The 25,772-nt window shown below is 71.0% G+C and carries 24 protein-coding genes, 1 tRNA gene and 3 pseudogenes; 15 read left to right on the top strand and 13 right to left on the bottom strand.

The features are described 5' to 3' along the window. Positions 1-66 precede the first annotated feature (66 nt). Positions 67-931, top strand: a pseudogene (locus H4W31_RS21225) (tyrosine-type recombinase/integrase); the annotation flags it as partial. 75 nt (positions 932-1,006) lie between these two features. Here the strand turns inward: H4W31_RS21225 and H4W31_RS21220 are convergent. Together H4W31_RS21220 and H4W31_RS21215 are read right to left on the bottom strand one after the other, a co-directional pair. Beyond that, a tRNA-Val gene (locus H4W31_RS21220) sits at positions 1,007-1,078 on the bottom strand. A 50-nt stretch (positions 1,079-1,128) separates the two neighbouring features. Beyond that, the gene (locus H4W31_RS21215) at positions 1,129-1,746 is read right to left on the bottom strand and encodes a TIGR02611 family protein (protein WP_404825603.1); all 618 of its coding nucleotides are present in this window, start codon (positions 1,744-1,746) and stop codon (positions 1,129-1,131) included. Between the two features lie 275 nt (positions 1,747-2,021). Between H4W31_RS21215 and H4W31_RS21210 the strand changes: the two genes are divergently transcribed. Then, positions 2,022-2,453: an SsgA family sporulation/cell division regulator gene (locus H4W31_RS21210; protein WP_101365276.1), complete on the top strand. Its 432-nt coding sequence runs from the start codon at positions 2,022-2,024 to the stop codon at positions 2,451-2,453. A 150-nt stretch (positions 2,454-2,603) separates the two neighbouring features. Here the strand turns inward: H4W31_RS21210 and H4W31_RS21205 are convergent, their stop codons facing one another. Both H4W31_RS21205 and H4W31_RS21200 read right to left on the bottom strand, forming a co-directional pair. Beyond that, positions 2,604-3,380, bottom strand: a complete 777-nt coding sequence (locus H4W31_RS21205) for a glucose 1-dehydrogenase (protein WP_192768247.1) — start codon at positions 3,378-3,380, stop codon at positions 2,604-2,606. 163 nt (positions 3,381-3,543) lie between these two features. Beyond that, on the bottom strand, positions 3,544-5,718 hold the full coding sequence (locus H4W31_RS21200) for a glycoside hydrolase family 44 protein (RefSeq protein WP_192768246.1): 2,175 nt from the start codon (positions 5,716-5,718) through the stop codon (positions 3,544-3,546). Positions 5,719-6,020: 302 nt separating this feature from the next. On the opposite strand from H4W31_RS21200, the gene H4W31_RS21195 reads away from it, so the two are divergent. The 3 genes from H4W31_RS21195 (at position 6,021) to H4W31_RS21185 (ending at position 7,741) form a co-directional block, all read left to right on the top strand. Then, positions 6,021-6,917 carry a helix-turn-helix transcriptional regulator gene (locus H4W31_RS21195; protein ID WP_192768245.1) on the top strand — a complete coding sequence of 299 codons (897 nt, stop codon included), beginning with the start codon at positions 6,021-6,023 and terminating at the stop codon, positions 6,915-6,917. Positions 6,918-6,924: 7 nt separating this feature from the next. Next, on the top strand, positions 6,925-7,380 hold the full coding sequence (locus tag H4W31_RS21190) for an RrF2 family transcriptional regulator (protein WP_192768244.1): 456 nt from the start codon (positions 6,925-6,927) through the stop codon (positions 7,378-7,380). Between the two features lie 181 nt (positions 7,381-7,561). Then, on the top strand, positions 7,562-7,741 hold the full coding sequence (locus tag H4W31_RS21185) for a DUF4236 domain-containing protein (RefSeq protein WP_192768243.1): 180 nt from the start codon (positions 7,562-7,564) through the stop codon (positions 7,739-7,741). Positions 7,742-7,916: 175 nt separating this feature from the next. Here the strand turns inward: H4W31_RS21185 and H4W31_RS21180 are convergent, their stop codons facing one another. Both H4W31_RS21180 and H4W31_RS21175 read right to left on the bottom strand, forming a co-directional pair. Beyond that, the gene (locus H4W31_RS21180; protein ID WP_192768242.1) at positions 7,917-8,855 is read right to left on the bottom strand and encodes a hypothetical protein; all 939 of its coding nucleotides are present in this window, start codon (positions 8,853-8,855) and stop codon (positions 7,917-7,919) included. A gap of 126 nt (positions 8,856-8,981) precedes the next feature. Continuing rightward, entirely contained in the window at positions 8,982-9,503 is a 522-nt protein-coding gene (locus tag H4W31_RS21175; protein WP_192768241.1) for a VOC family protein, read from the bottom strand. A gap of 49 nt (positions 9,504-9,552) precedes the next feature. On the opposite strand from H4W31_RS21175, the gene H4W31_RS21170 reads away from it, so the two are divergent. Beyond that, complete coding sequence (locus H4W31_RS21170) at positions 9,553-10,026, top strand: MarR family winged helix-turn-helix transcriptional regulator (protein WP_450091433.1); 474 nt, start codon at positions 9,553-9,555, stop codon at positions 10,024-10,026. Positions 10,027-10,084: 58 nt separating this feature from the next. After that, a pseudogene (locus H4W31_RS45030) lies at positions 10,085-10,840 on the top strand (tetratricopeptide repeat protein); the annotation flags it as partial. 1,469 nt (positions 10,841-12,309) lie between these two features. Here the strand turns inward: H4W31_RS45030 and H4W31_RS21160 are convergent. Together H4W31_RS21160 and H4W31_RS21155 are read right to left on the bottom strand one after the other, a co-directional pair. Next, positions 12,310-13,638 (bottom strand): annotated as a pseudogene (locus H4W31_RS21160) (sensor histidine kinase); the annotation flags it as partial. A gap of 109 nt (positions 13,639-13,747) precedes the next feature. Continuing rightward, positions 13,748-14,404, bottom strand: coding sequence for a response regulator transcription factor (locus H4W31_RS21155; RefSeq protein ID WP_192768238.1), 657 nt, complete (start codon positions 14,402-14,404; stop codon positions 13,748-13,750). Between the two features lie 96 nt (positions 14,405-14,500). On the opposite strand from H4W31_RS21155, the gene H4W31_RS21150 reads away from it, so the two are divergent. The 4 genes from H4W31_RS21150 (at position 14,501) to H4W31_RS21135 (ending at position 18,009) form a co-directional block, all read left to right on the top strand. Continuing rightward, positions 14,501-15,601, top strand: coding sequence for a LolA family protein (locus H4W31_RS21150; protein ID WP_192768237.1), 1,101 nt, complete (start codon positions 14,501-14,503; stop codon positions 15,599-15,601). Positions 15,602-15,683: 82 nt separating this feature from the next. Next, positions 15,684-16,616 carry an ABC transporter ATP-binding protein gene (locus H4W31_RS21145; RefSeq protein ID WP_192768236.1) on the top strand — a complete coding sequence of 311 codons (933 nt, stop codon included), beginning with the start codon at positions 15,684-15,686 and terminating at the stop codon, positions 16,614-16,616. Then, positions 16,603-17,532 (top strand): ABC transporter permease, encoded by a 930-nt coding sequence (locus tag H4W31_RS21140; RefSeq protein WP_192768235.1) that lies wholly within the window; start codon positions 16,603-16,605, stop codon positions 17,530-17,532. The genes H4W31_RS21145 and H4W31_RS21140 overlap by 14 nt, the downstream gene beginning before the upstream one ends. Before the next feature lie 162 nt (positions 17,533-17,694). Further along, positions 17,695-18,009 carry a hypothetical protein gene (locus H4W31_RS21135; RefSeq protein WP_192768234.1) on the top strand — a complete coding sequence of 105 codons (315 nt, stop codon included), beginning with the start codon at positions 17,695-17,697 and terminating at the stop codon, positions 18,007-18,009. A 35-nt stretch (positions 18,010-18,044) separates the two neighbouring features. Here the strand turns inward: H4W31_RS21135 and H4W31_RS21130 are convergent, their stop codons facing one another. Beyond that, complete coding sequence (locus H4W31_RS21130) at positions 18,045-18,686, bottom strand: SGNH/GDSL hydrolase family protein (protein ID WP_192768233.1); 642 nt, start codon at positions 18,684-18,686, stop codon at positions 18,045-18,047. A gap of 328 nt (positions 18,687-19,014) precedes the next feature. Here H4W31_RS21130 and H4W31_RS21125 point away from each other — a divergent pair, with 328 nt between their 5' ends. Further along, on the top strand, positions 19,015-21,243 hold the full coding sequence (locus H4W31_RS21125) for a HelD family protein (RefSeq protein WP_192772273.1): 2,229 nt from the start codon (positions 19,015-19,017) through the stop codon (positions 21,241-21,243). A 108-nt stretch (positions 21,244-21,351) separates the two neighbouring features. On the opposite strand, the gene H4W31_RS21120 is transcribed toward H4W31_RS21125, so the two are convergent. Continuing rightward, positions 21,352-21,597 carry a hypothetical protein gene (locus H4W31_RS21120; RefSeq protein WP_225945621.1) on the bottom strand — a complete coding sequence of 82 codons (246 nt, stop codon included), beginning with the start codon at positions 21,595-21,597 and terminating at the stop codon, positions 21,352-21,354. A gap of 38 nt (positions 21,598-21,635) precedes the next feature. Between H4W31_RS21120 and H4W31_RS21115 the strand changes: the two genes are divergently transcribed. Continuing rightward, a complete protein-coding gene (locus tag H4W31_RS21115; RefSeq protein ID WP_225945620.1) occupies positions 21,636-22,133 on the top strand; it encodes an alpha/beta hydrolase family protein in 498 nt (165 codons plus the stop codon). Between the two features lie 71 nt (positions 22,134-22,204). Here H4W31_RS21115 and H4W31_RS21110 read toward each other — a convergent pair whose 3' ends face one another. Together H4W31_RS21110 and H4W31_RS21105 are read right to left on the bottom strand one after the other, a co-directional pair. Further along, positions 22,205-22,402, bottom strand: a complete 198-nt coding sequence (locus H4W31_RS21110) for a hypothetical protein (RefSeq protein WP_192768232.1) — start codon at positions 22,400-22,402, stop codon at positions 22,205-22,207. A gap of 119 nt (positions 22,403-22,521) precedes the next feature. Beyond that, positions 22,522-22,920, bottom strand: coding sequence for a hypothetical protein (locus H4W31_RS21105; protein WP_192768231.1), 399 nt, complete (start codon positions 22,918-22,920; stop codon positions 22,522-22,524). 258 nt (positions 22,921-23,178) lie between these two features. On the opposite strand from H4W31_RS21105, the gene H4W31_RS21100 reads away from it, so the two are divergent. After that, positions 23,179-23,562 (top strand): hypothetical protein, encoded by a 384-nt coding sequence (locus H4W31_RS21100; RefSeq protein WP_192768230.1) that lies wholly within the window; start codon positions 23,179-23,181, stop codon positions 23,560-23,562. A gap of 129 nt (positions 23,563-23,691) precedes the next feature. On the opposite strand, the gene H4W31_RS21095 is transcribed toward H4W31_RS21100, so the two are convergent. Then, on the bottom strand, positions 23,692-24,636 hold the full coding sequence (locus H4W31_RS21095) for a sporulation protein (RefSeq protein ID WP_192768229.1): 945 nt from the start codon (positions 24,634-24,636) through the stop codon (positions 23,692-23,694). 190 nt (positions 24,637-24,826) lie between these two features. On the opposite strand from H4W31_RS21095, the gene H4W31_RS21090 reads away from it, so the two are divergent. Continuing rightward, the gene (locus H4W31_RS21090; RefSeq protein ID WP_192768228.1) at positions 24,827-25,720 is read left to right on the top strand and encodes an LLM class flavin-dependent oxidoreductase; all 894 of its coding nucleotides are present in this window, start codon (positions 24,827-24,829) and stop codon (positions 25,718-25,720) included. The last annotated feature ends 52 nt before the right edge of the window (positions 25,721-25,772 follow it).

Raw genomic sequence — 25,772 nt, 5'->3', positions numbered from 1 at the left:
CAGGCTTTGGTCCAGGCGTCCGGGCTGTCGCTCACACATGAGTGCCTGCCGCCCGTAGTCAACTGCAGCTTCCTCACGTACTGGCTGGCTGAGATCATCGAGCCGCACCGGGCGCCGCTGACCTACGCCACCTGCGAGACGTTCGTACGCCGGTACATCGCCCCGGGTCTGGGGTCACAAGCGACTCGACCGACTGCACTCGCGGGACGGCCAGACCTGGATCAACCAGGTTGCCCGAACCTGCCAGTGCTGCGCCCAGGGCAAGGACTCCGCCCGACCCCGGCACAAGCGCCGCTGCTGTGCCGTCGGCCGGTGCTTGCCGGTCCACACCGTCAACCCGTACGGTCAGCGACATCCGGGCGGCCCTACGGGCGGCGCTCTCCCGTGCCCAGGCGCAGGACCTCATCGTCAAGAACCCCGCGATCCCGGTCACGCTCGCCACGGTCCGCCGTCACCGTGGCAAATCCTGGTCCAGCGACGAAGTCCGCAAGTTCCTGGAGTCCGCCCGCCGCGACGAGGACCCGCTGTACGCGGCCTACGCCCTGGTCCTCGTCGTCGGCCTACGCAAGGGAGAAACGCTCGGACTCACCTGGGACAACGTCGACCTGGACGCGGGAGAGCTGACCGTTGGGCACCAGTTACAACGGTCCATGGCCAACTCCTGCACCGCGACACGAAGACGCAGGCATCAGACGCGGTCCTGCCCTTGCCGGAAATCTGCGTGAAGGCACTACAGCTGAGCAGCACCGAAGCAGATGACGCCCGTCGGATCTGCGCGTCGCTGCTGGCGGACCTCGACGTGCATCCCCGGGTAGTGATGCAGATACTTCGGCACGCCAAATTCTCGATCACGATGGACATCTACACACAGGTGTCGTCCAAGGCGACCCGCGAAGCGCTCAACCGGCCTGGTGAGTCCCTCGATGGCTGACTACTGCTGTACTTCCCTGCTGTACGGGCAGCAGAAAGGCCACCCTCATCGATGGAAGGTGGCCTTTGACCTGCGTGGGCGATACTGGGATCGAACCAGTGACCTCTTCGGTGTGAACGAAGCGCTCTCCCGCTGAGCTAATCGCCCTCAGCGCGGACGACTGTACCTGATCGGCTCGCCGTCGCGCATCTCCGGGGTCAGTGGGTCGCGATATAGTGCATCGCCTGGGCAATGAGATCGATCCCGAAACTGGCCCGCACCGACAGCCAGACCACGAGGGCGACGAAGACCAGACCGACCGATCCGATAACGAGCCGCACCAAGAGTGACTGGTCGCGTACCCAACGGGCCCAACCCTGTACGTGCCTACGGGTGAAGTTGAGCAGCCGTTTGGCCCAGTGGAACTCCACCGCCCAGATACCCAGACCGCCGATGACGATCAGCCAGCCCGGCCCCGGCAATGGAATCAACGCGAGACCGAGAGTGACGACGATCGCACCGGCGACCGCCACGAAGACCTTCAACGCGATCCGGCCGGTGGGATTGGCTCGGATGATCTCCAGCGTGGTGCGTACCCGCTGTCGACGGGTCTCCAGCACGAACGGGTCCAGTGGCTCCTCGGCGTCGACGTCCGTCCCCGTCTCCGGACCGGACCCCGACCACTCCCCCCGCGTGACGCGCTCGTCGTCCGGCACGTCGTACCTCCGCTCCTCGACCGTCCCCGGAACACCGGAGCGGACCCCGGCGCCGGCCCCGTTCACCCTCGACGCCCCTGTTGGAGCCGCTTTCTCCATTGAGGATGGTTTCGTAGCCATTTCAACCCCCAGTGTGGCCCGGCCCGTCACTCAACAGGACGACTGGACGTTACCGGAGTGAGTCGACGGCTGAACCACCTGGCGTCGGGTGGGATCGAGTACCTGGGCAGAACTGGACATCCTACATAAAGATTCGATTTCGATCGGTAGCTAGGAAACCTCTTCCCACTACTGGGTGATATCAGCGTATGGCGGAGCGTAACCATGAAGTAGCACCAGAGGATGGGAAAAGCGGGACACGTACGTCCCGCAGCGGTGCCGGGGGGAGAACGTCCATGAGTGTCATCCGACCGACCACGGTCGAGGTCGAGACGTCGTTAAGGCTCGTTGCACCTGACGCCACGGCCCTGCCCGTGCGCGCCAGTCTGCGCTACGACCCAGCCGACCCGTATGCGGTCCATGTCCTGTTCCATGCGGAATCCGCCGGAGGCGAAGCGGTCAGCTGGTCCTTCGCGCGGGAACTGCTCGTCACCGGCCTCGACGAGCCAGCCGGCATCGGCGACGTCCGGGTCTGGCCGTGGGCCACGCCCCGCGGCGACTTCGTCGCGCTCGCGCTCTCGTCGCCGGACGGCAACGCACTGTTCGAGGTGCCACGGAGCGTTCTGGTCAGGTTCCTGCGCCGGACGTACGTGGTGGTGCCCCGGGGCCGGGAGGGGGATCACCTCGACGTCGACACCGCCGTCAACCGGCTCCTGGCCGGTCGCTGACCGACAACCCGCCGGCCGCTCGACGAGCGGCCGTACCGGGAAAGATCACCACGCCGCGCGGACCTGCCGAGTCCGCGCGGCGCCCGTTTTGGTGTTAGGAAGGGCCCCTTCATCTACAAAAAGCGCTATGCGGGGGCCCTTCCTAACATGTCAGCCGTGCGTGGTGATGCCGCCGTCGACCGGGATGACCGCTCCGGTGAGGTACGCGCCGGCTCGCGAGGCGAGGTAGATCGCGGCCCCGGCCATGTCGTCGGGACGACCGATCCGGCCGAGTGGCACCTGATGCTCGATCGTGGCCCGGGTGGCCGGATCGTCGAGCGCGAACGCCATCATCTTGCTCTCGAACGGTCCCGGGGCGATCGCGTTGACCGTGATGTGCTCGGGAGCGAGCTGGTGGGCCAGGCTACGGGTCAGCATGTGCACGGCGGCCTTGGTGGCCGAGTAGGCGTACACCTCCATCCACGGCACCCGGATGCCGTCGATCGAGCCGATGTTGATCACCCTGGCCGGGTCGTCGGCGCTCGCCGAGGCCCGGAGCGCGGGCAGCAGCGCGGTGGTCAACTGGAAGACCGCCTTGACGTTGACCGCCCAGAGCTTGTCGAAGGCGCTCTCCGGATACGCCTCCAGCGGCGCCCCCCAGGTCGCACCGGCGTTGTTGACCAGTACGTCCAGCGCCGGCACCTGCGCCAGCACCTCCTCGGCGAGCCGGCTCGCCCCGGCCGTCGTCGAGATGTCAGCCGGGATCGCGACGCAGCTGCCGTACGCGGAGAGCCGCTCGGCGGCCTCGGTGCAGACGTCCGGTTTGCGGGACGAAATGATCACCTTCGCTCCGGCCTCGACGAAGCCCTGGGCGATCATCAGACCGATCCCCCGGGTGCCGCCGGTGACCAGCACCGCCTTGTCCTCGACCGAGAACAGACCTGGCATGCACACCTCTTCGACGATGGACCGCCGCCTCCCGGCGACGATGCCGACCCGATTCACTTACCGTTCGGTAACATAACCGTGGCCGCCCGCCGGAACAACCCCCGGCCCGGCGAACCCCGGTGAGGCGGATCCCCCGCCACGCCAAGGATCGGCCGAGCCGCCGCTACGGCTCGACTCCGGCGATCCGTACCCCGTCCAGATGGACGGTGATCCGGGTGCTGGCCTCGAAGTTCGGCCTTGCGGGCCGCCAGCTGTGGTCGTCCGGCTCGGAGAACCGGGACCGGTCCGCCTTCCGGAGCCGCAGTTCGACCGGACCGACCTGCCCGGCCGTCGACATCACCCCGGCCTCCGGGGTGAATCCGACCTCCAGGTAGCCGTCCGCGCCGGGGCGGGGCGTCGACAGCGCCACCACCCGCCGGGTGACCTTGGCGCAGCCGAGCGTGGCCCGGTCGCACCCTGCCTGCACCGGGCTCCGGTCGGAGTCCCGGGTGAACCAGTAACGGACGGTGACCCGGGACAGGTTGACCGGCACGGTGCCGGAGTTCTCCAACCGGATCGCCGGCCTGATCTCGGCGTCCGCCGGCGACCGGTCCAGGTTCCGGTACCCGACCGTCAGCGACGGCGTCGGTGGAGCCGGCCGGTCCACCACGAACAGGGTCACCGAGTCGGCCGGGTAGCTGTGAGTCAGGTAGCCGCTGGGCGCTCCGGCCACCGGTGGCGGCACCTGGATCTGCTGGTCGGGCGCGCGGACGATCGAGGTGAGGTCGGCGGCGCCGTACCGGTAGACCTTGGCGGTCGACGCCGTCCGGCCGCGCAGCGACAACTGGCTGGTCTGCTCCACGCCGCTCTTGTTCACCACCAGAACGGTGAGGGCACCGTCCGCGGAGCGCTCAGCCGCGTAGACGGAGAGCTTCTCCTGGTCCGCACTTGTCGCCCGGACTCCGACATCACCGAACCGGCCGCCCGCGCCGTCGTAGTTGCGGTACATCCGGAAGGCGTACGCGCCCGGCTGGGTCGCGCCCGGCGGGGCCCAGAGCGTCGCCAGGTCCAGCCCCTCCCGACCGAAGATCCCGAGTACGTCGGCCTGGGTCAACGCCCCGTTGATGTGGTCCAGCGCGCCCCAGTTGTACTCGGTGACCGCCGTCTTCGTACCCGGGTAGTTCGCCGCGACCAGTTCCTTCATCCGGGGTACCAGCCGGACCTGGGTGTTGATCCAGCTCTCGTCGGTGTACGACGGATCCCAGAGCGCCCGGGTCGAACGCAGCCGCAGCGCGTTGGTGGCCGGGTCGTTGCCGTTGCCGAACGCGACCCCGGAGGCCTGCGGGTAGAAGTGCATGTCGAAGTAGTCCAGCACCCGCTGCCGGTGCTCGTCGTCGTACTTCTTCATCTGTTGCAGGTACCAGGTGGTGAACGGCAGCCCGTCCCGGGCCGGCCGGTCGGGCGGGTTCGCCCAGCACCCCGTACGCCCGCAGACCTCCTGGTCCAGTCCCGAGTGGTCCCACGAGGTCCAGCCCCACCCGACCGGGCCGAGCGTCGCCGCCGTCGGGTCGGCCTCCTTGACCGCCGCGCCGATCGCGTACGCCTGGTCGCGCAGTTCCACCGAACTCGCCCCGGTCGGGTGTACGTCCCGGTGGGTGGAGTGCCAGATGTCCGGCTCGTTGTCCAGGTTGTAGAACTTGACCCCGCCCTCGGCCGCCGTGCCGTACTTGGCGGTGAGGTGGCCGAGCCACTCCCGGACGTACTCCGGGCCGACCGGCACGCTGGTGTCCAGCGGGTCGTTGCCGGTCACCGGCGTGCCGTCGGGCCGGACCCCGTTGCCACAGTCGGGGCGCCACTCGTCGGTGCTCTGCTGTGGGCCGTACTTGGCGACCGAGAAGCCGCACGAGCCGTCCCGGGCCTTCGGCGCCCAGCCGATCAACGGAACGGTGAGCACCGTGTCGGTGCCGGTACGCCGGTCCTGCTCGACGAAGCGGTCCGTGGACGAGCCGTCCGGCAGCGCCTCGGGATTGTCGTTGGCCTCGGTGATGTTCTCGAAGAACCAGTCCGAGGCGCGGTTGGTGGTGTCGTACCGGTAGTGGTAGCGGGTGGTGGCGTTGCCGCCCCAGCGCCGTACTGGCAGGGCCAGTTCCTCGGCCAGGGCCTCGTCGGTGAAGTTCATGCCGTAGATGTGCGGACTGATCGGGTGCCGGTCGGCGGCGAGGTCGACCTCGAGCGTCGGCCCGGGTTCGGCGGGGGCCGGCCCGGTGGCGAGGACGGGGGCTCCTCCGGCGCCGACGAGCGACGCGCTGACGAGAAGTGACGCGCTGACGAAGAGCGGCAGGACGGGTCTGCGGCGCATGAGCGAATCTCCTGGGATTCCTCCGCGTCCGAATCGTTGTCGGACGGGCAGAACGGGTGGGGGTCATGCGTGGTCTGCCTGCGTACCCGCGCGTCGTGGCCAGCCCGGACCGAGGTCAGGTTACCGATCTTCGACGGCTACGGTCAACGTCGAGCGTCGATGTGTGCCGCCGGTCGACGGCCTCCACCGGGCAGCTATCTGCGGAGTCCGAACTGCTCCGCGACCTCCCCCCGCTCGGCTGAGCCCGGATCGGCGGCGCGGAGGGGTGCGCGGGGAGCCGCCGACGGCTAACGTCCCAGGGGATGGTCCGATTCGGTCAGTTTCCCAGCGACCCGGGTGAGTCGCCGCCCCCGCCCGAATGGGCCGGCATTCGCACCCTCACCCTGCGCGACTTCTCGCTCGATCCCGGGTCGCAGCGTCCACTGCTGCTCGACCGGCATCTGCTCATCCTGGTCACGGTCGGACACGGGGCGCAGGAGGTCGATTTTCGGACGTACCCGTGCCGGCCCGGTTCCCTGCTCTGGGTCCAGCCCGGTCAGGTCCTCCGACACGGCGGGCCGGCCGGGCTCGACGCGATCATGGTCTCCTGGGCTCCGGAGGCCATGGGCGGACTCGGGGCCGTGCGCGTCGCACCGCCGTTCGGCGTCGGCTACTGGCAGCTCGCCGGTGAGGACGAGGACGCCGTGATCAACGAGGTCAGCCAGCTGGTGGTGGACTGTCAGCGGCACCGAGGCGACAGTCTCGCCGCCGACCTGCTGCGACACCAGCTCGCCGTCCTGCTGCTGCGCCTGGCACTACTGCCGGCCAGCCCGGCCCCGGAGGCCCCGCCGGCCCTCGACCCCGCGCCGAGCCGCCTTCCGGTACGGGATGACGCCGGCAACTTCTGGCGGCTGCGGCACGAGGTCGAGCGCTCGTACGGGCAGACCCGGCGGGTCGAGGACTATGCCGGCCGGCTGGAGTGCTCGGTGCGTACCCTCACCCGGGCCTGCCTGGCCGCCACCGGACGCAGCGCCAAGCAGGTCATCGACGACCGGGTGGCGTTGGAGGCCCGGCGGCTGCTCGCCGCGACCGATCTCCCGGTCGCCGAGGTCGGTCGGCGCCTCGGCTTCCCCGAACCGACGAACTTCGGCCGGTTCTTCCAGCGGGAGGTAGGGCACAGTCCGGGCGCCTTCCGGGCCGGTCGTCGGGAGCGTGCATGATGGGGGCGTGCAGATCTCCGCGCGAGGTGACTACGCGGTACGGGCCGGGCTGAGCCTCGCGGCGGCGTACCCGTCGTTGATGTCCGCCCAGGCCCTTGCGGCCGAACAGGATCTGCCCCGAAAGTTCCTCGAGGCGGTGCTGGCCGATCTCCGGCGGGCCGGGATCATCCGGGCCCAGCGTGGCGCGGAGGGCGGCTACACCCTGGCCAGGACGCCTCGGGAAGTCTCCGTCGGGATGATCCTGCGGGCCGTGGACGGCCCACTCGCCGGGGTACGCGGGCTGCGCCCCGAGGAGACCCGCTACGACGGCGCGGCCGAGAACCTGCCTCGGCTCTGGGTCGCCGTCCGTGCGGCGGTCCGTGACGTGGTCGACGAGGTGAGCCTCGCGGAGCTGGTCAGCGGCCGGATGCCGGCGCACGTCCGCAAGCTGACCACCCGGCCGGACGCCTGGCAACCGCGCTGAGCGCCCCTTCCCGGCACGCTGACTCCCGGCCCCAGCCCCACCCCGGGCGTCGGCTGCGCCCCCGGCGTCGCTAGCGGACTGTCCGGTGAGGACCCCCGGAGGTTTGCCGAATACGCGTGCGGGGAACTTCGTGGCCACCCCGCTGAAAGATTCAAGCTTTTGCCTCGAAGGGAGCATGGCCGTGGGTCTGATGTTCCGTAAGCGCAAGAAGTACGGTCCGCTGATTCTCAACTTCACCGAGAACGGTTTTTCCTCGTGGAGTATCAAGATCGGCCGCTGGTCGTGGAACTCCCGTGCCCGGGCGCACCGGGTCGACCTGCCCGGCCCGCTGTCCTGGAAGCAGGACAAGCCACGCCGGTAGGGACATACGCGCGGGGCGGGATGCTGACGGACGCCGTCGGCATCCCCGCCGCGTTTTCCGGGACGTTTCCGCCGTGGCGCGAAGGAGCGCATTTTTCGCCGTGGCGCGAAGGAGCGCAGCAGCAGTTGCAACCGGTGAATCGGTCCGCAGGCAGCTGGTTCGCGCACGGCGACTGTCAGATCGCGGTGATGGTCACGTCCCCGGAGAGTCGACCCGCCGCCGGGTCCCGGTCGACCAGGCCGGCGGCGAGCAGCACGCCCAGCACCCGGTTGGTGTCGGCCGCGCGGTAGACCGTCCGTTCGGCGGTGAACTGGCGCAGTTCCGTCACCGACGCCCGGCCGGCGGTCGCCAGCCGGGCCAGGAGTTCCCGGCGCAGCGGCCCCGGATGCGGGGTCAGCGAAATGTCCAGCAGATGCCCGTCGGGATCACCGGGATCCCGGTACCGCACACCCGCGTACTCGTCGACCGCCCACAGGGCGTCCTTGAAGGCGTCGAGCCGCTTGCCGGCCGCGGTGGCGAAGACGATCCTCTCGGGTTCGGCCGGCGCGTCGGCTCTCTCGGGTTCGGCCGGCGCGTCGGCGACCAAATCGACCTCGGTCACCAGCGGAAATCCGGCCTCGGTGAGCGTCCGTCGAAGGTCCGGGTCGGACGGGCCGGGCGGATCCAGCGCCAACAGCAGCTCGGCCGGACGCCCATTGGTGACCGCGGCGATGGTGTCGCGATCCGGCCCCGGACCGCCCGTCGCGTCCAGATAGGCGAGTACCGGAGTACCGGCCGCGCCGCCCGCCTTGAGCGCCACCGGCAGCCGTGCGAGATCACCCGGCATCAGGTGCGCGGTCACCTCGGCCGGCAGCTCCGACTGCACCGCCGTGTGGCGTACGGCCAGCTCGTCCGTTGCGCCGGCGATGGTCAGTACGGTCATCCGGCGCCCCCGAAGCAGGTCGGCGAACTCGACGAAGACCCGCAGCGCGGCGTCGGCCGTACCGCCGTCGGGACCGGTGTACGCCTGCGCGAAGGTGGCCCGCCGGGACCGGTGCAGCGCCACCGGGGTCCAGGAGTCGAGCTGGCGTACCAGCAGTTCGCGTTTGACGGCACCGATCGGGTCAGCGGGCATGCTGCGTGTCTACCCCGCCCGGTCCCGCTCTGTCACGCCGGCGCTGCCCGGCCGCCCGGCCCAGAGTGTTAGGAAGGGGCCCTTCTTCTACAGAAAACGATAGGAAGGGGCCCTTCCTTGCACCGGTCAGGAGGGGACGGAGATGCCGACTCCGCCTCGGGTCTGGCCGCCGTACCGGCGCTTCTCGCGCTCCAGGTCGAGTCGGGAGATCTGCTTGCGCGCCGTCAGGGTCTGCTCGTCGAGCTGGTCGGCGGGGACCAGCCAGACCACCTCGAACTCCAGCCCGTCCGGGTCCTTGGCGTAGAGGCTCTTGGTGCTGCCGTGGTCGGAGCTGCCGGCCAGCGCGCCCGCCTCGGAGAGCCGCGCGGCGGTCGCGTCGAGTTCGTCGAGGGTGTCCACCTCCCAGGCGAGGTGGTAGAGGCCGACCGTCGTCCGTCCGGCGCCGGAGGGTCCGGCGGCCGCGCCGACCTCGAACAGGCCCAGGTCGTGGTCGTTGGTGGATCCGGGCGCCTGAAGGAAGGCGGCGCCGTCGAACCCGTCCGGGGTCATCGCGACCGGCCGGAAGCCGAGCACGTCGCGGTAGAACGCGACGCTACGGGCAAGCTCGCGAACGAAGAGTACGGCGTGGTTGAGCCGGTGAATCGCCATGCCTCCACCGTAGCGACGGATGGTTGAGCGTTCAACTATCTGTCGTATGATCGTCGTCATGACCCGATGGCTCGATCCCGATGAGCAGCGGACCTGGCGTGCCTTCCTGACCGCGTCCCGCGCCCTGATGGCGACCCTGGACCGGGAACTGCAACGCGACGCCGGCATGCCGCACGCGTACTACGAGATCCTGGTCCGGCTCTCCGAGGCGCCCGACCGGCAGCTACGGATGTCCGATCTCGCCGACGCCACCGGCGGCTCCCGCAGCCAGTTGTCCCACGCGGTCGCCCGGTTGGTCGAGTCCGGCTGGGTCCGCCGGGAGGAGTGCCCCACGGACCGCCGCGGTCAGGTCGCCGTGCTCACCGAGTACGGCTTCGAGGTGCTCTCCGCCGCCGCGCCCGGACACGTCGACGGGGTACGGCGGCACCTGTTCGACCCGCTCAGCCCGGCGCAGGTCGACCAGTTGCGGCGGATCAGCGAGGCGTTGGTCGCGCATCTCGAACCGGATCGCCCGACATCATGACCAAACTGCCCCCACCTGCCCTCTTGTACTGAACGTCGCCGGGCGAGCACGATGGGGCGTGGCTTCCGGCTTCGCTGAACTCACCGCACAGGCGCAGGCGCTCGTCGCGGCCGGCGACCTGACCAGGGCTCGCGAGTTGCTGGGCCCACCGCTGCGCGGGGCCGACCCGAGTCCCGGAAACGCGTCACCCGAGTTGGCCGAGGCCGCTGGCCTGCAAGCCCGGGTCCTGGTCGCCCTCGGGGACGCGCACTCGGCCCGGGGCTGGGCGGCGTTCGCGTACTCGGCGGCCACCCGGCTGTACGGCCCGGCCGACCAGCGCACGGTCGGCACGGCGGCCACGCTCGCCGCCGTACTGCACCGGGTCGGCAGTCACGCGCGGGCCGCCCGGCTGTACCGGGACGTCATCATCGAACTCACCGCGACGGATGGCCCCGAGTCACTGCGGGTGCTCGCCGCCCACGCCGACCTGGCCACCGTCGAGTACGCCCAGGGCGAGTGCACGCTCGCCCGGAACCGGCTGGAAGACGCCTGGGAACTGCACCGCGAGGTCTACGGCGACGGTCACATCGCCGGCATCCGGATGCTCGCCCGGCTGGGCTCGATGCAGCGTGACTGTGGACTCTTCACCGAGGCGCACGAACATCTCGCCCTGGCCCGCGAACTCTGCCGCGAGCATCTGCCGGCCGACCATCCGCTGGCCGCCCAGATCGGGGCGCTCGCCCGGGCGGCGGCCAATCCGGACCACGTCTGCACCGACGCCGCACCCGGGACGACCCGGCACGTTCCACAGGTACCGCCGGCCCGTAGCGGCCCCGCGGCCGGCTCGGCCGATCCGTCGACCGGTGCCCCGGGCGAGCCGGACCGGCCGACCTCGCCGGCAGGCCGGTACGAACCCACCGCGTCCCAGTACGAGGCATCCCAGTACGAGTCCCCCGCGTCCCAGTACGAGCCGCCGGCGAGGCAGTACGGGTCCGGCTCCTCGGCGCAGCCGTCGGGCGGATATCCACTGGAGACGGAGCATCCGCCGGACGCCGACCTGCCGCCCCTGGAGGATCTGCCGCCGCTGCGGTATCCGACCGCGCCGGGGCCGCCCTGGTCCGCCGCACAGTCCTCGGCCACATCCGTCCCGCAGGTGCCACCGCCTCGGCTGCCGCCCGCACCACCGGTCGAGTCCGCGCCGCGCTGGGCCAGTCCGCCGCGTCCCGCCGACCGCCCGCCGGTGCCTCCGCCCCGGACGGCTGGCGGCCGGGGAATGTCGGGTTCCGGCGCCGGTTCGGGACCGCAGGATCGTGACGGCGAGGACCTTGATCCGGAGCACGGCTGGTGGCCGCCCGAGGTGGCCAGGCGACATCCGGACGACGACCCCGACGACGAGCTGGCCATGGACCCGGGTGGCAGCGGGTGGAGCGGCGATGTCGGGTCCACGATGCCGCCGGGCGTACCCGCGCTGGGCCCGGGCGCCGGCTCCTCCCCGGAGCCACCGGGCGGATTCTCCGACGGCCTGGACGAGGCCGACGGGGTACGGCGGATCCGGAACCTGCCCGAACGGCGGTCGTCCCGGCTACCGGTCCGGATCCACCGGATTCAGCCCTCGACCGGTCGACTGCCGGTGATCATCGTCGCCGGTCTGGTCGTGCTGGTGCTGCTCGGCACGGTGGCGGTGGTGGTGGGATTCGGCCTGACCGACGGGGACGGTTCGGAGCAGCAGCAGCCGGTGCCCTCGGCCAACGTACCGGCCACCCCGAGCAGCGCCGCGCCGAGCACACCGGTGCCGGCCGCCTCCCCCGGTACCCCGCCCGGCAACGTGACGCTGGCGGACGACCGGAGCGGCGTGACCCTGGCCTGGACGTACCCGGCCGGTGCGGAGGGGCCGGTGGTGGTCTCGGGTGGGCGTGCCGGGCAGGAACTCCGGGCCTTCGAGGAACTTCCCGGCGGCTCGACCGGGTACGTCGTCTACGGTCTGGAGACCCGGACGAACTACTGCTTCTCCGTCGCGGTGGTCTACTCGGTCGCGGTCGTTGGCCGGGCCGAACCGGTCTGCACCGAGCGCCCCGGCGCCTCGCCCGGCGCCCGCTGACCGTCGTCCCGCAGCGCGAGCTGACCGTCGTCCCGCAGCGCGAGCTGACCGTCGTCTCCCGATACCGACTGATCGTCGTCCCGCAGCGGCGACTGGTCGTCGTCCCCGAGCGGCGGCTGATCGTCGTCATCTCCGAGCGGCGGCTCGTCGTCGTTTCCCGGTGGCCGCTGGGCCGGTGGCCTTACTGCGGTGGGTCGCTCCCCGACGGGCAGCCGCACCTCGACCCGGAGGCCGGGCGCCGCGTCGGAGAGGGTCACCGTGCCGCCCTGGCGGCGTACCAGTTGCCGGACGATGGCCAGGCCCAGTCCGGCGCCACCCGCGTCCCGGGCCCGCGCGTCGTCCAGCCGGGTGAACCGGTCGAAGACCCGGTCCCGTTCCTCCGCCGGGATGCCGGGTCCGTCGTCGGTCACCGTGACCAGGTGGTACGCCGGACCGCTCCATCCGCCGGGGCCGGCTTCCAGCAGGACCTCGCTGGTCGTGTGGCGTACCGCGTTGTCCACCAGGTTGGCCAGGATCCGGGCCAGGGCGTCCGGCTCGCCCACCACCCAGAGCGGGAACCTCGGCGGAACCACCCGCAGCGGCGCCGCCGGATAGCGCTCGGCGACGCTGGTCATCAGCTCGCTCAACTCGACCGGCCCGGCCGCCCGGGGAGGGCCGGCGTTCACGTCGTCGAACCGGGCGAGCAGCAGCAGGTCGTCGACCAACCGGCTCAGCCGCTGGGTGTCGGCGAGCAGGTCGTCGGCGACGGCCGGCCAGTCCGTCGCCGGACCGAGCCGCTGCGCCACCTCCAGTTGGGTACGCATGTTGGCCAGCGGGCTGCGCAGTTCGTGCGCGGCGTCCGCGACGAACGTCCGCTGCCGGGCCCGGGCCGACTCCAGCCGGCCCAACATCCCGTTCAGGGTCACCGCCAGCCGGTGGATCTCGTCGTGCGAGGCGGGCAGCGGCAACCGGCCGGGCCGGGCGCCGCCGGTGATCTCCTCCGCGCCGGCCCGCAGCGCCTCGACCGGACGCAGGGTGGCCCCGATCACCCGCCACGCCACCGCGGCCAGCGCGATGTGGAGCAGCGGGAAGCTGATCAGCAGGATGGTCCGGACGACCGTGAGGCTGTGCTTGACGTCCGCCGTCGACTTCGCCACCAGCACCGTCTGCGGGTCGTTGGACGGTCCGGCCGGCACGGCGACGACCCGGACCGGGCCGGACAGCCCGAGCCGCCGCCCGGGCAGGTAGAACCGGTCCCGTTCACCGTCCCGGAACCGTTGCAGCTCGGCGGGGTAGAGCATCGGCACCAGCCGGTCGGCGTCGATCGACGCGGCCCGGATCCGGCCCTGGCCGTCGATCACCTGCACCCGTACCTGGCCGCCGGCGACCGGAAGCGGGTCGGGTAACGCGTTCTCGCCGGCCAGCCGGGCCACCGCCTCGGCGGTCTTCAGCGCCTCGGTGTCCACGGTGCGCTCCAGCGCGTACCCCAGGGCGCCGATCAGCACCAGTCCGCCGACCGCGAGGGCGGCGGCGAGGCCGGACACACCGATGATCATGAGTCGGGCCCGCAGGCTCAGCCGCAACCACGGGCTCCGCCAGCCGCGACGGTCGGCCGCCACGGCTTCGGTGGCCGTTGCGGCCCGGCCGGTCATCTGCGCCGGCCGGTCATGTCACCAGCCGGTACCCGGCACCCCGGATCGTCTCCAGCCGGTCCCGACCGATCTTGCGACGCAGGTAGCCGACGTACACCTCGACGGCGTTCGGCGCGGTCTGCAGGCTCGCGTCCCAGACGTGGTCCAGCAGTTCGGTCTTGGAGACCACCTCACCCGCCCGGCGCAGCAGGTACTCCAGCAGCGCGTACTCCCGGGCGGTGAGTTCGACCTCGGCCCCGCCCCGGGTCACCCGACGACGGGCCGGATCGAGACTCAGATCACCGGCCACGAGCACCACCGGGCGGCGCGGGGCACCTCGACGCAGCAGGGCACGCAGCCGGGCCAGCAGCACGACGTACGAGAAGGGTTTGGTCAGGTAGTCGTCGGCGCCGCAGTCCAGCCCGTCGGCCTGGTCGTACTCGCCGTCCTTGGCCGAGAGCATCAGTACGGGCAGCCAGTGGCGTTCGGCCCGCAACTGCCGTACCACCCGGTAGCCGGAGAGCCCGGGGAGCATCACGTCCAGGATCATGGCGTCGTACCCGCCGTGCCGGGCCAGGTCGAGCCCCTCCGGGCCGGTCCCGGCCACGTCGACGACGAAGCCCTCCGCCTGTAGGCCGCGTTGCAACGCCGTGGCCAGTCGGGCCTCGTCCTCCACCACCAGCAACCGCACGGGACAAGCGTGCCACCCCCGGCTGAGTGGAACCACAGCGGTTCTCAGTGGTTTCACAGTGCCGGGGGCGCAGGATGGAAGCCAGGAGGTACGAACATGTCTGTTTTCCACACCCGGCCCGCGTTGCGTTGGCTGGTCCCGACCGGGGCGGCCCTGGCAATCATCGGTGGTGGTGCTGCGGTCGGCACGTTCGCCTCGGCGGCCGAGCCGAGCCTGCCCGAACGCAGCGCCGCACAACTCCTCGTCGACCTGCAGACCGCCCGGCTGGACGGACTCTCCGGCACCGTGATCAAGCGCGCCGACCTCGGCCTGCCGAGCCTGCCCGGCATCGGCGGCCGGGGCAGCGCGGAGCTGCCCTCGTTGATCTCCGGTACGCACACCCTCCGGGTCTGGCACGCCGGCCCGGACAAGACCCGGGTCGCGCTCCTCGGCACGCTCGGCGAGACCGACGTGATCCGCAACGGCCCGGACGTGTGGATCTGGGACAGCCAGAAGAACGAGGCCCGGCACAGCACGCTGGACCTCGGGGACGGCGCGGCGCCGAAGGGCCGGGCCGACCACCTGCCGTCGACCCCGCAGGAGGCCGCCGAGCAGGCGCTCGCGGCGATCGATCCCAGTACCGAGGTCAGTGTCGGTCGGTCCGCCACGATCGCCGGCCGGGACGCCTACGAACTGGTACTCGAACCGCGTGACGCCACGTCGCTGGTCGGCCAGATCAAGATCGCAATCGACGCCGGCGAGCACGTGCCGCTGCGCTTCCAGATCGTTCCGCAGGGCACCCGGACGCCCGCGTTCGAGATCGCGTTCACCCAGGTGGACTTCGACCGCCCGGATCCGGCCCAGTTCACCTTCAACCCGCCGCCGGGAACGAAGGTTACCGAGGAGCCGCTGACCGCCGACAAGCCGGCCGCCCCGCCGCAGCTGGACAAGCCGACGATCGTCGGCACCGGCTGGACGACGGTGCTGGTCGCCCGGGTACCGGAACTCGGCACCGCCATCGGCGCGGACGCCGACGAGGCGCAGGCCGGCATGGTGCGGAGCCTCCTCGACAGGTTGCCGAAGGTGACCGGCGAGTGGGGCAGCGGCCGGCTGCTCAGCGGCAAGCTCTTCACCGCCCTGGCCACCGACGACGGCCGGGTACTGATCGGCGCGGTGACCCCGGAACGGCTCTACGACGTCGCCCAGAACAACAGGTGAGCGTTCGTCGGCCGCCGAGCACGATGACGGGCTGGCAGGTGCGGGTACTCCGGCCGGCACCGTCCGACGGTCGGCGGGAACCGTGCCGGAACTAGCGGTGCAGAGCCGAGGGCTCAGCAAGCGGTTCGGCCGCCAGGTCGCGGTGGACGCCGTCGACCTGGCGGTCCCGCGTGGCTCCGTGTACGGCTTCCTCGGCCCCAACGGCTCCGGCAAGACCACCACGATCCGGATGCTGCTCGGGCTGATCCGGCCCACGTCGGGCGGGCACACGCTGCTCGGCGAACGGATGCCGGACCGGGCGGCGAGCGTACTGCCCCGGATCGGGGCGCTGGTGGAGGGTCCGGCGTTCCATCCGTACCTCTCGGGTACGGAGAACCTGCGCCGGCTGGACGCGGCGGACCTCACCGTCGATCCGGCCTCCGCCGGGAACCGGATCGGCGCGGCACTGGACCGGGTCGGGCTGACCGCCGCGGCCGGCAAGCGGTACCGGGCGTACTCGCTCGGCATGCGGCAGCGGCTGGCGCTGGCCGCGGCGATGCTCGCACCCCGGGATCTGCTGATCCTGGACGAGCCGACGAACGGGCTCGACCCGCAGGGCACCCGGGAGGTCCGGAGCCTGGTCGCCGCGCTCGCCGCCGAGGGTGCGACCGTACTGCTCTCCACCCACCTGCTCGCCGAGGTGGAGCAGGTCTGCACCGACGTGGGCGTCATGCACCAGGGACGGCTGGTCGCCCAGGCGCCGCTGGCGGAGTTGCGGGCCGCGGCCACGCCCCGGGCCCAGGTGACGACGGACCGGCCGGTCGAGGCCGCCCGGGTACTCCGCGAACTGGGGCTCACCGACGTCGCCACGGCGACCAGGGAGGCCAGCGGAATCCTCGGTCCGGTACCGCCGGAGAAGGTCGTCGCCGCGCTGGTGCACGCCGCCGTGCCGGTACGCGGCTTCGCGGTGGTCGCCCCGGATCTGGAGGAGCTGTTCGTCTCGCTCACCGGGGAGGGTTTCGATGTCAGCGGTTGACGCGGTGGGTGATGCGGTGGCTTCCCGGCCCGACAGAACCGAGGTGACCGGGCCGGGTGCAACGACGGACGCTCGTCGGCCCCGGCCGTCCACCCGTGCGGTCAGCACCCGCTTCTTCCGCTCCGAGCTGCGGCTGATCTTCGGGCGTCGGCGCAACCAGGCCGGGATGATGGCGCTGGCGGCCGTACCCGTGATCATCGCTGTCGCGATGCGGGTGACCGACGCCCCGGCGGAAGGCGGCGACGGCCCCGGGTTCTTCTCCTCGATCACCGGCAACGGCCTCTTCGTCGCCCTGGCCGCTCTCGGGTTGGAACTGGGGCTGTTCCTGCCGATCGCGGTGGCGGCGATCGCCGGGGACAGCGTGGCCGGCGAGGCCAACTCCGGCACCCTGCGGTACCTGCTGACCGTGCCGGTCGGCCGGAACCGGCTGCTCGCCGTCAAGTACGCCGGCATCGTCGTCTTCGCGTTCACCGTGACGCTGCTGGTCGCCGCGGTCGGCCTGGTCGCCGGGCTGGCCCTGTTCGGCGGTGGGCCGGTGACCCTGCTCTCCGGAACCCAGGTCGGTTTCGGAGAGGGACTGCTCCGGCTGCTCGCCGTCTGCGGCTATCTGGCGGTGGGGCTGTGTGCGCTGGGCGCGGTGGGGCTGTTTGTCTCCACGCTCACCGAGCAGCCGATGGGCGCCACCATCGCGATCACCATGCTGTCGGTGACCAGCTTCGTACTCGACTCCATCACGCAGCTCGACTGGCTGCACCCGTACCTGCTGACGCACCACTGGCAGGCGTTCGTCGAACTGCTCCGGGATCCGGTGTCGTTCGACGCGCTGCGGCCGGGGCTGCTCTCGGCGGCGGCGTACATCGTGGTGTTCCTCTCCGCGGCCTGGGCCCGGTTCGGCGCCCGCGACGTGACCAGCTGACGGGCGCCGTTCCCGGTTTCCGGTCCGGGCGGTATTGCCGGTCTCACTCTTCCGGCATGAGCTCTGTGCGGAGTTCCGCCGGCCCTACCCGACGATGCCCGACTGACGGCACTGGTCCTGGACCTCTACCGAAACGCGAGCGAGCTGCCCGAGGTCAACCGGGTGATCGCCGACGAGTCGGGGCGCGGCGGCGAGCGCCTGGCCTACCTGTACGCGGAGTTCATCGAGCCCTTCGTCGTCAGCCTGCGGCCCGTCCTCGAGCGCCTCATGGCGGCGGGCCGGATGCCGACCGTCCCAGTGGAGCTGGTGTTCTTCGCGATCACCGGACCGGCGATGGCGGTCACCCAGGAGGCGATGGCGAACCAGTTGGGCCGCCCGGTCGGACTGACTCCGCATGAGCGCCGGGACCGCGCGGACGCACTCGCCCGCCTGGTCCTGGAGGGGTTGCTACCGGCCGGTGCCCCTGGCCTGCCCTGACACCGGCACCATCGACCGGCATCCCGCTACGGAAGTCAGGACCCGGTCGGCTCGTGCCAGCCGATCACGGCGAGGAACGCCTGCGCGATGACGGCATGGCCGGGCAGGTTGGGGTGGACCCGGTCGTCGGCCCAGTCCCCCGGCGTCGTGGTCGCCAACACCCGGTCGAAGGCCGCCTGGGTGCGTACGTGCCGGGCGTCGAACTCGTTGGCCAGCTTGGCGACCACCTCGGCGTACCGGTCGGTCTGGGCGCGCTGCGGCTCGTCACGGTCCGGCTCGATCAGGTACGGGTCGGCGAGCACCAGCCGGCATCCGGTGGCCCCGACGGCCCGGCCGAGCAGTCGACGTAACGTCGTCTCGTACTCGTCGATCGGCACGGCATCCTCGGGGTGGCTGCCGAAGGCGCGCCAGACGTCGTTGATCCCGATCTTCACGAGGAGCCAGTCCGGCCGGGCCTCGACCACGTCCCGCTCCCAGCGGGCCGCGAGGTCGCGCACGGTGTCCCCGCCGATGCCCTGGTTGACCCAGTCGAGCCCGAGTCCGGGATGCGCGGCGGTGACGAAGGCGTGGACCAGGCTGACGTAGCCGTTCCCGTACGGCGCGGCCACGTCCCGGCGCCCACAGTCGGTGATGCTGTCTCCGATGAACACGATGCGCTGGCCGGGCTCGAAGATCACGGGGGTGCCTTTCCGCTGTTCCGCTGACTCGGCCACGACCTATGGCCACCGATAGAATCGTGGCCGGCGGCGGGAAAACGCGCTATCTTTCATCAGTTGAGCACAAAAAAGAACGGCACTGAATGCCGTTCCGCAGGAAGTCTAACAATGGAGAGACGGTTTGTCAAAACAATCCGGCGTTTCGCATGACCCGCGTCTCGACGAGCCGGTCAACGGGCGGATCGAGGGTGACGGACCCACCGACGGAGCAGGGCCCGCCCAGCCCGCCCGGGCCGAGCTGACCGGCCCGTCCGTGGCCGAGATCTCCGACGAACAGCAGTACGTCTCCATGCTCTACGGACGCCTGGACGAGTTGCGGAAACAGGCCGACGAGCGGCTCGGGTACGCCCTCCGGAACACCGGCGGCACCCAGCAGGAACGCTCACAGCGCGACAGCACCGTACAGATGTACACGGAACAGCTCGAACGGTTGGGCGCGGTGGAACAGGGGCTCTGTTTCGGTCGTCTCGACCTCGACAGCGGCACCCGCCGGTACATCGGCCGGATCGGCATGTTCGCCGATGCCGACGAGTTCGAACCCGTGCTGCTGGACTGGCGCGCCCCGGCGGCCCGACCGTTCTATCTCGCCACCGCCGCGACACCCGAAGGCGTACGCCGCCGCCGGCACATCCGGACCCGGGACCGCGCCGTCGTGGGCCTCGACGACGAGGTGCTCGACCTGGCCGTGGCGGGCCGGGCCGGCGGCGGCACTGGTGGACTCACCGGCGAGGCGGCACTGCTCGCCGCCGTGAACGCCAGCCGTACCGGTCGGATGATCGACATCGTCCGGACCATCCAGGCCGAGCAGGACCAGGTGATCCGGGCCGACCTCGACGGTGTGCTCGTCGTGCAGGGTGGTCCCGGCACCGGCAAGACCGCGGTGGCGCTGCACCGGGCCGCGTACCTGCTCTACACGCACCGGCAGATCCTCTCCACCCGGGGCGTGCTGCTGGTCGGCCCGAACGCGACCTTCCTGCGCTACATCTCCCAGGTACTGCCGGCGCTGGCCGAGACCGGCGTACTGCTGCGTACCGTCGGCGAGCTGTTCCCCGGCGTCACCGCGACCCGGGCCGAGCCGGCCGAGGTCGCCGAGCTCAAGGGCCGGCCCGAGATGGTGCGGGTGCTGGCCGCCGCCATCCAGGACCGGCAGCGGGTCCCGGACGAGCCGTTGGAGATCTCGATCGAGCGGGACTCCATCGTCCTCGACCCGGCGACCGTGGTCGCCGCGCGGGACCGGGCCCGCCGTTCGGGCCGGCCGCACAACCTGGCCCGGCCACTGTTCGACATCGAGATCATCCACGCCCTCGCCGACCAGCTCGCCGAGCGGATCGGCGCTGATCCACTGGGCGGGGAGAACCTGCTCGACGAGGCCGACCTTGCCGAGTTCCGGCGGGAGCTGCGTACCGAGCCCGAGGTGCTGGCCGTGCTGGACTGGCTCTGGCCGGTCCTCACTCCGCAGCAGGTCGTGGCCGGGCTGTTCGCCTCCACCGACCGGCTCGCGGTCGCCGGGGCGGATCTCTCCGAGGCGGAACGGGCCTCGCTGTGGCGCGAGCCCCGGGGCGGGTGGACCCCGGCCGACGTACCGCTGCTGGACGAGGCCGCCGAACTGCTCGGCGAGGACGACCGCGCGGCCCAGGCCCGCGTCGCGCGGCAGCGCCAGGCAGAGATCGAGTACGCCGAGGGCGTACTGGAGATCGCGTCCGGTTCCAAGTCGATCGACTTCGAGGACGAGGCCGGCGCCGAGGACGGAATGCTGGACGTCACCGACCTGCTCGTCGCCGACCGGTTGGCGGAGCGGCAGGAGGACGGCGAACAGTTGACCACCGCCGAGCGGGCGGCTGCGGACCGGGGCTGGGCCTTCGGCCACGTGATCGTGGACGAGGCGCAGGAACTCTCCCCGATGGCCTGGCGGGTGCTGATGCGGCGCTCGCCCAGCCGGTCCATGACGCTGGTCGGGGACGTGGCCCAGACCGGTGCGCTGGCCGGCGCGTCGTCGTGGCACGGGGTGCTGGAGTCGTACGTCGGCGACCGTTGGCGGCTGGAGGAGTTGACGGTGAGCTACCGGACGCCGGCCGAGATCATGGCGGTCGCCGCCAAGGTGCTGGCCGAGATCGATCCGACGCTGACCACGCCCCGCGCCGTACGCGGCACCGGCGAGCAGCCCTGGGACGTCCAGGTCGACGAGGACGCCCTGCCCGACCGGCTGGTCGAGGCGATCCGCGCCGAGGTCGCCAAGGTCGGCGACGGGCGGGTCGGAGTGATCGTTCCGGCCGGACGCGGTGCCGTACTGGGCTTGGCGGCCACCGAGGCCGTGCCCGGCCTGGCCCTCGGCGACGCCCCGGAGCTGGAGAGCCGGGTGGTGCTGCTGACCGTGGCGCAGGCGAAGGGGCTGGAGTTCGATTCGGTACTGGTCGTCGATCCGGACCGGATCGTCGCCGAGTCTCCCCGGGGGCGCAACGACCTGTACGTCGCCCTCACTCGGGCCACCCAGCGCCTCGGCGTACTCCGGGTCGGCTGAGTCGGAGCACACCCGGGTGGAGCCTCCCTCCACCCGGGCCGCCGGCTGACCAGACCTCCCGGTTGACCGCACTACAGCGGTCGACCCGTCGGTGGATGCTCTCGCGCCTCAGGTGGTGTCGGTGGATGGCTCCTCGCTGGGGAAGAGGATGGGGCTCAGCAGGTATCTGGTGCGATCGGGGGCGGGCGGATTTGCCAGCTGGGGGGCGATCGCGTCGCGCAATCTGCTGATCATGGTGTTGAGTTCGTCGCGGTTGAGCCAGATCGCGTGTTGTCGGTAGCCGACGGGGTCGGTCGCCGGGTCGGTGTTCTCTCGGTCGAGGTACGCGTTGAACTCGGCGACCAGGGCGGCCACCGCGGCGGCGAATCCGCGCCGAAGCGTCCGTCGCTGGCATGGTGATCCTGGCCGGGGACACGCAGCCGATGCACCGCGCCGCCGTCCGCGTCGCCCGCTACCTCGCCTCGGTGATCCCCGACTCGATCCCCCAGGCCGCTGTCGAGGCGTTCACGCGGCAGGCGGCGCTCATCGACAGCCCCGAGCTGTCGCCGGCGACCCCGGCCGCGGACCTGCCGTTCGGCTGGCCCGCCTCGTACTGGCTGGACCTGCGCGGCGACGACCCGGTCGCCGCCGCGGCGGCGCTGGACAAACCGATGCTCATCCTGCAGGGCGGCCGCGACTACCAGGTGACCGTTGACGACGACCTTACGAGCTGGCAGGCCGGACTTGCCCATCGGCCGGACGTCGTGATCCGCGTCTACGACGCCGACAACCATCTGTTCTTCCCAGGCTCGGGTCCGTCCACGCCCGCCGAGTACGAGCCACCGCAGCACGTCGACCCGGCCGTGATCGCCGACATCGCCGAATGGCTGGCGATCAGCTCCCGAAGGTAGTCCGCCACGCTGGCGACCGGCACAGCGATCACCCCGCAGCAGGAGAAGCGCTCAGTTCGGCCAGTTGGTCGTCAGCCGCTCGTACGCCACCCTCCGGCGAAGCAGAAACCGGTGTGGTCCGGCGGGTTGCCGCACGCCCGGCAGTTCCCGCCGTGAACGACGTGGCGAAGGAGTACGGACCACATCCCGGCGCGCTCCACGCACTCGGGGATCGGCTCGGGGCCGGAGTTGATCGGTACGGGCTGGGTCAGTTTACCTTCGGAGAACACGGGCGCCATCCTTCGTCGCAAACCGTGGTCCGCCCGCGACCGGCGTCCGAGGGGACGGGGTGATCCAACGACTGAATCGGGGGTCGGAGGAAGTCCCTACCCCCGATGAATATCGCTGACTACTTGTCGGTGAAGTTGCCGATCTGGCGGCCCTCGCCGGAGTTGTCGCTGGTCGAGCCGGATGCCGGGGTGTTCATGCCGCCGGTGGTCGCGTCTCCGGTGGTGGTCGGCGCGACCTTTCCGCCGGGCGGGCGGGGTCGGCGCCGAACACTGGCCGGGCCGGCCTTCCGACCCCCGGTCGTCGTGATCACACCCCGGTTCCGGGTCGGCCCGCCGTTACGCAGTACGTCCGGATCGCGCGCCCCGTCCGCCGGATCCTCGATGTCGAGTTCGTGCGCCTCACGACCCTCGTCGACCGGAAGAGTGACCTCCTCGATCGCGCCGGGCGCGTACTCCCCGCGACTGACCCGGTCCTCGGCCCGCCGCGCCGACTCCCGCCGTTCGTCGTCTCCGCGCACGTCCACCACCCCGCCGACTCGTTGTTGTCCGGGGTGTCCCCGGTGCCCGGGTTCCCAAACGCGGGGTGCGGGTCGCCGGCCGGGCGGGATCCGCGCAAGACCCTGCCCCGGCCGCGCTGGCCGCCGCCTGACCAGCCCGTTCGCTGGCGGCCGGCTGTTTGTGGCGTACCCGGTCGGGTAGCCAACGGGTGCCGGGCCGTGGTGATGCCGCGGCCACGGGAGGTCGCAAGAGATCTCATCGAATCCGAGGAGGAAAAGATGAGCACGCAGACCCCGTCGAGGCAGCCGATGAGTCAGCAGGACATTCAGTCGGCACCGACCCGCGAGATGGGCACGCAGAACATCTCCAACCAGCAGATACAGCAGACGTTGTCGGAGATGCAGCGCCGGATGGACGAGCCGGTCAGGCAGCGGCCGGGCAACGAGACCAAGCCCGCGTTCCTGAGCACCGAGTTCTACATCTACCTGGCGGCGGTGGGATTCACCCTGCTCGCCGCAGACCTGGTGGGGAGGGACGCGAGCGGAGTCGACCCGTTCCGGGCGAATCAGGCCTGGTTCTTCATCACCCTGATGACCATCGCCTACCTCGGTAGCCGTGGTCTGTCGAAGTTGGGTAACTCCTGGCGCCACGGCAGGCGGTAACGACGCTCCGGGCGCCTGAGGACCGGGCGTAGCCGGAGTGTCCCGAACGGTGGCGACAAGCCACGAAGGTCACGGTCCCCGCCGAAATCGGCGGGGACCGTGACCCCTTGGCGCTTATTTCCCCGGCGGCTACTCCCCGCCGAAGTCGCCGAAGTCGCCCTCGAAGGAGTCCTCCAGCATCTCGCCGGCGATCATGCCACCGGCCAGCCCGAGCGCGGCACCGGCGACCATGCCTCCGGCTCCGTGCCGGCCGTGGTGACCGCCCTGCTTGCCGGGGTGGCCGTGGCCCGGGTGCCGGCCGTAGCTGGCGACCGTCTGGCCGAGCCAGCCCTCCACCCGGGCCCGCCAGTCGACCTGGTCGACCTCGGCGTGCGTGGCGGTGTACCGGCCAACGGTGTCCTGTCCCCCGCTGAACAACCCGCCGCGCTTGTCGCACTCGATGATGACGTCGATTCCGTGCTGGTTGGTGACGAAGGTCAGCTCGACCTCACGGATCGCGTGCGCGTACTGCGGTGCGGCGAAGAACTCGATCTCCTGGTAGAACGGCAGCGTCTGCTGGACGCCGTAGATGTGGCCACGCTCCAGGTCGGCGTTCTTGAACTGGAAGCCGAGCTGCGCGAACGCCTCGAGGATCTTCTCGTGCACCGGCAGCGGGTGCACCGCGACCGCGTCGAGATCGCTCTTGTCGACGGCCCGAGCGATCGCCAACTCGGTACGCAGCCCCATCGTCATCCCACGCAGCCGCTGGCCGTAGACGTCGGTGATCGGGGTCTCCCACGGCACCGGGAGCTGGAACGGGATGGTGACTTCCTGCTTGGCCTCCAGCCGCATTGCCCCGCTCACCGGAAGCCGGTAGAACTCCATCGTGCCGGCGTACTCGCTGTCGCCGGCCTCCATCTCGACCCGGGTGACCAGGGCCAGGGTGATCTGCTCGATGTCGGCCGGGGTCTCGCCGCCACGCAGGTTCACCTGTCCGTCGAGCACCAGGCCGGGCCGGGTGTTCGGGTTGGTCAGCACCGTGTCCACGCTCGGACCACCGACGCCGAGCGCGCTCAACATCTTCTTGAAGACCATCTGGTTACTCCTGTTTACGGCGGATATGGCCGCTGTCTACGACGGATCTGACCCCGGGTTTCGGGCCCAATCCTCCACGGTGGATCATCACGGCACTCCGTGACCCTATTCACCGTAGCTGTGAGGTTGCTGAGAGCGTTCGCGCCATCACCGGAATGGGTGACTTTGTGTCGAGCGTAAACTCCCGATCATGCGCGTGGGCATTGTCATCCTTCCTGATCAGCGGTGGTCCGTGGCCGAGCACCGGTGGCGCCGGGCCGAGGAGTGGGGCTTCGACCACGCCTGGACGTACGACCACCTGGGCTGGCGGGATCTGGTGGACGGGCCCTGGTTCGACGCGGTCGGCACCTTGACGGCGGCGGCGATGGTCACCTCCCGGATCCGCCTCGGCACCCTGGTCGCGTCCCCCAACTTCCGGCACCCGGTGCACTTCGCCCGGCAGATCACCGGGCTGGACGACGTCTCCGCCGGACGGGTGCTGCTCGGGCTCGGCTCCGGTGGGATCGGCTTCGACTCGGCGGTGCTCGGTGGCGAAACCCTTTCGCCCCGGCGACGGGTCGACCGGTTCGCCGAGTTCACCGAACTGCTGGACCTGCTGCTACGGGAAGACCGGATCAGCTGGCGCGGGAACTACTTCGCGGCGGTCGACGCCCGGAGCAACCCCGGCTGCGTCCAGGCGCCCCGGGTGCCGTTCGTCGTCGCCGCGAACGGCCCGCGCTCGCTGCGGCTCGTCGCCCGGTACGGCCAGGGCTGGGTGACCACCGGACTCCGGGACGGCGACGACGACAGCCTCGATGCCTGGTGGCGTTCCGTGGCCGACCTGTCGGGACGGCTCGACGAGACGCTGGCCGCCGCCGGCCGTGATCCGGCGACCCTGGACCGCTACCTCTCGCTCGATTCGGCACCGGTCTACTCGCTCTCCAGCACCGGTTACTTCACCGAGGCGGTCGGTCGGGCCGCCGAACTCGGCTTCACCGACGTGGTCACGCACTGGCCGCGCGAGTCGAGCTGGTACGCCGGTGACGAGGGCGTACTCGACGAGGTGGCGACCGAGGTGCTGCCCAAGCTCCAGCAGCGCGCCTGACGGGTGCAGGAGCCGGCGCGAAGGGCCGAAGTGGTCCTCCGCGCCGGCTCCG

Source organism: Plantactinospora soyae, assembly GCF_014874095.1.
GTDB classification, from domain to species: Bacteria; Actinomycetota; Actinomycetes; order Mycobacteriales; family Micromonosporaceae; genus Plantactinospora; species Plantactinospora soyae.
This window is presented reverse-complemented; position numbering and strand designations above follow the sequence as displayed.

What these genes read in the sequence shown, in the direction of transcription:
- H4W31_RS21215 (WP_404825603.1), bottom strand. Translation starts at nt 1,746, where the DNA reads ATGGCTACGAAACCATCCTCAATGGAGAAAGCGGCTCCAACAGGGGCG.
- H4W31_RS21210 (WP_101365276.1), top strand. Translation starts at nt 2,022, where the DNA reads ATGAGTGTCATCCGACCGACCACGGTCGAGGTCGAGACGTCGTTAAGG.
- H4W31_RS21205 (WP_192768247.1), bottom strand. Translation starts at nt 3,380, where the DNA reads ATGCCAGGTCTGTTCTCGGTCGAGGACAAGGCGGTGCTGGTCACCGGC.
- H4W31_RS21200 (WP_192768246.1), bottom strand. Translation starts at nt 5,718, where the DNA reads ATGCGCCGCAGACCCGTCCTGCCGCTCTTCGTCAGCGCGTCACTTCTC.
- H4W31_RS21195 (WP_192768245.1), top strand. Translation starts at nt 6,021, where the DNA reads ATGGTCCGATTCGGTCAGTTTCCCAGCGACCCGGGTGAGTCGCCGCCC.
- H4W31_RS21180 (WP_192768242.1), bottom strand. Translation starts at nt 8,855, where the DNA reads ATGCCCGCTGACCCGATCGGTGCCGTCAAACGCGAACTGCTGGTACGC.
- H4W31_RS21175 (WP_192768241.1), bottom strand. Translation starts at nt 9,503, where the DNA reads ATGGCGATTCACCGGCTCAACCACGCCGTACTCTTCGTTCGCGAGCTT.
- H4W31_RS21150 (WP_192768237.1), top strand. Translation starts at nt 14,501, where the DNA reads ATGTCTGTTTTCCACACCCGGCCCGCGTTGCGTTGGCTGGTCCCGACC.
- H4W31_RS21140 (WP_192768235.1), top strand. Translation starts at nt 16,603, where the DNA reads ATGTCAGCGGTTGACGCGGTGGGTGATGCGGTGGCTTCCCGGCCCGAC.
- H4W31_RS21125 (WP_192772273.1), top strand. Translation starts at nt 19,015, where the DNA reads ATGCTCTACGGACGCCTGGACGAGTTGCGGAAACAGGCCGACGAGCGG.
- H4W31_RS21115 (WP_225945620.1), top strand. Translation starts at nt 21,636, where the DNA reads ATGGTGATCCTGGCCGGGGACACGCAGCCGATGCACCGCGCCGCCGTC.
- H4W31_RS21100 (WP_192768230.1), top strand. Translation starts at nt 23,179, where the DNA reads ATGAGCACGCAGACCCCGTCGAGGCAGCCGATGAGTCAGCAGGACATT.
- H4W31_RS21095 (WP_192768229.1), bottom strand. Translation starts at nt 24,636, where the DNA reads ATGGTCTTCAAGAAGATGTTGAGCGCGCTCGGCGTCGGTGGTCCGAGC.
- H4W31_RS21090 (WP_192768228.1), top strand. Translation starts at nt 24,827, where the DNA reads ATGCGCGTGGGCATTGTCATCCTTCCTGATCAGCGGTGGTCCGTGGCC.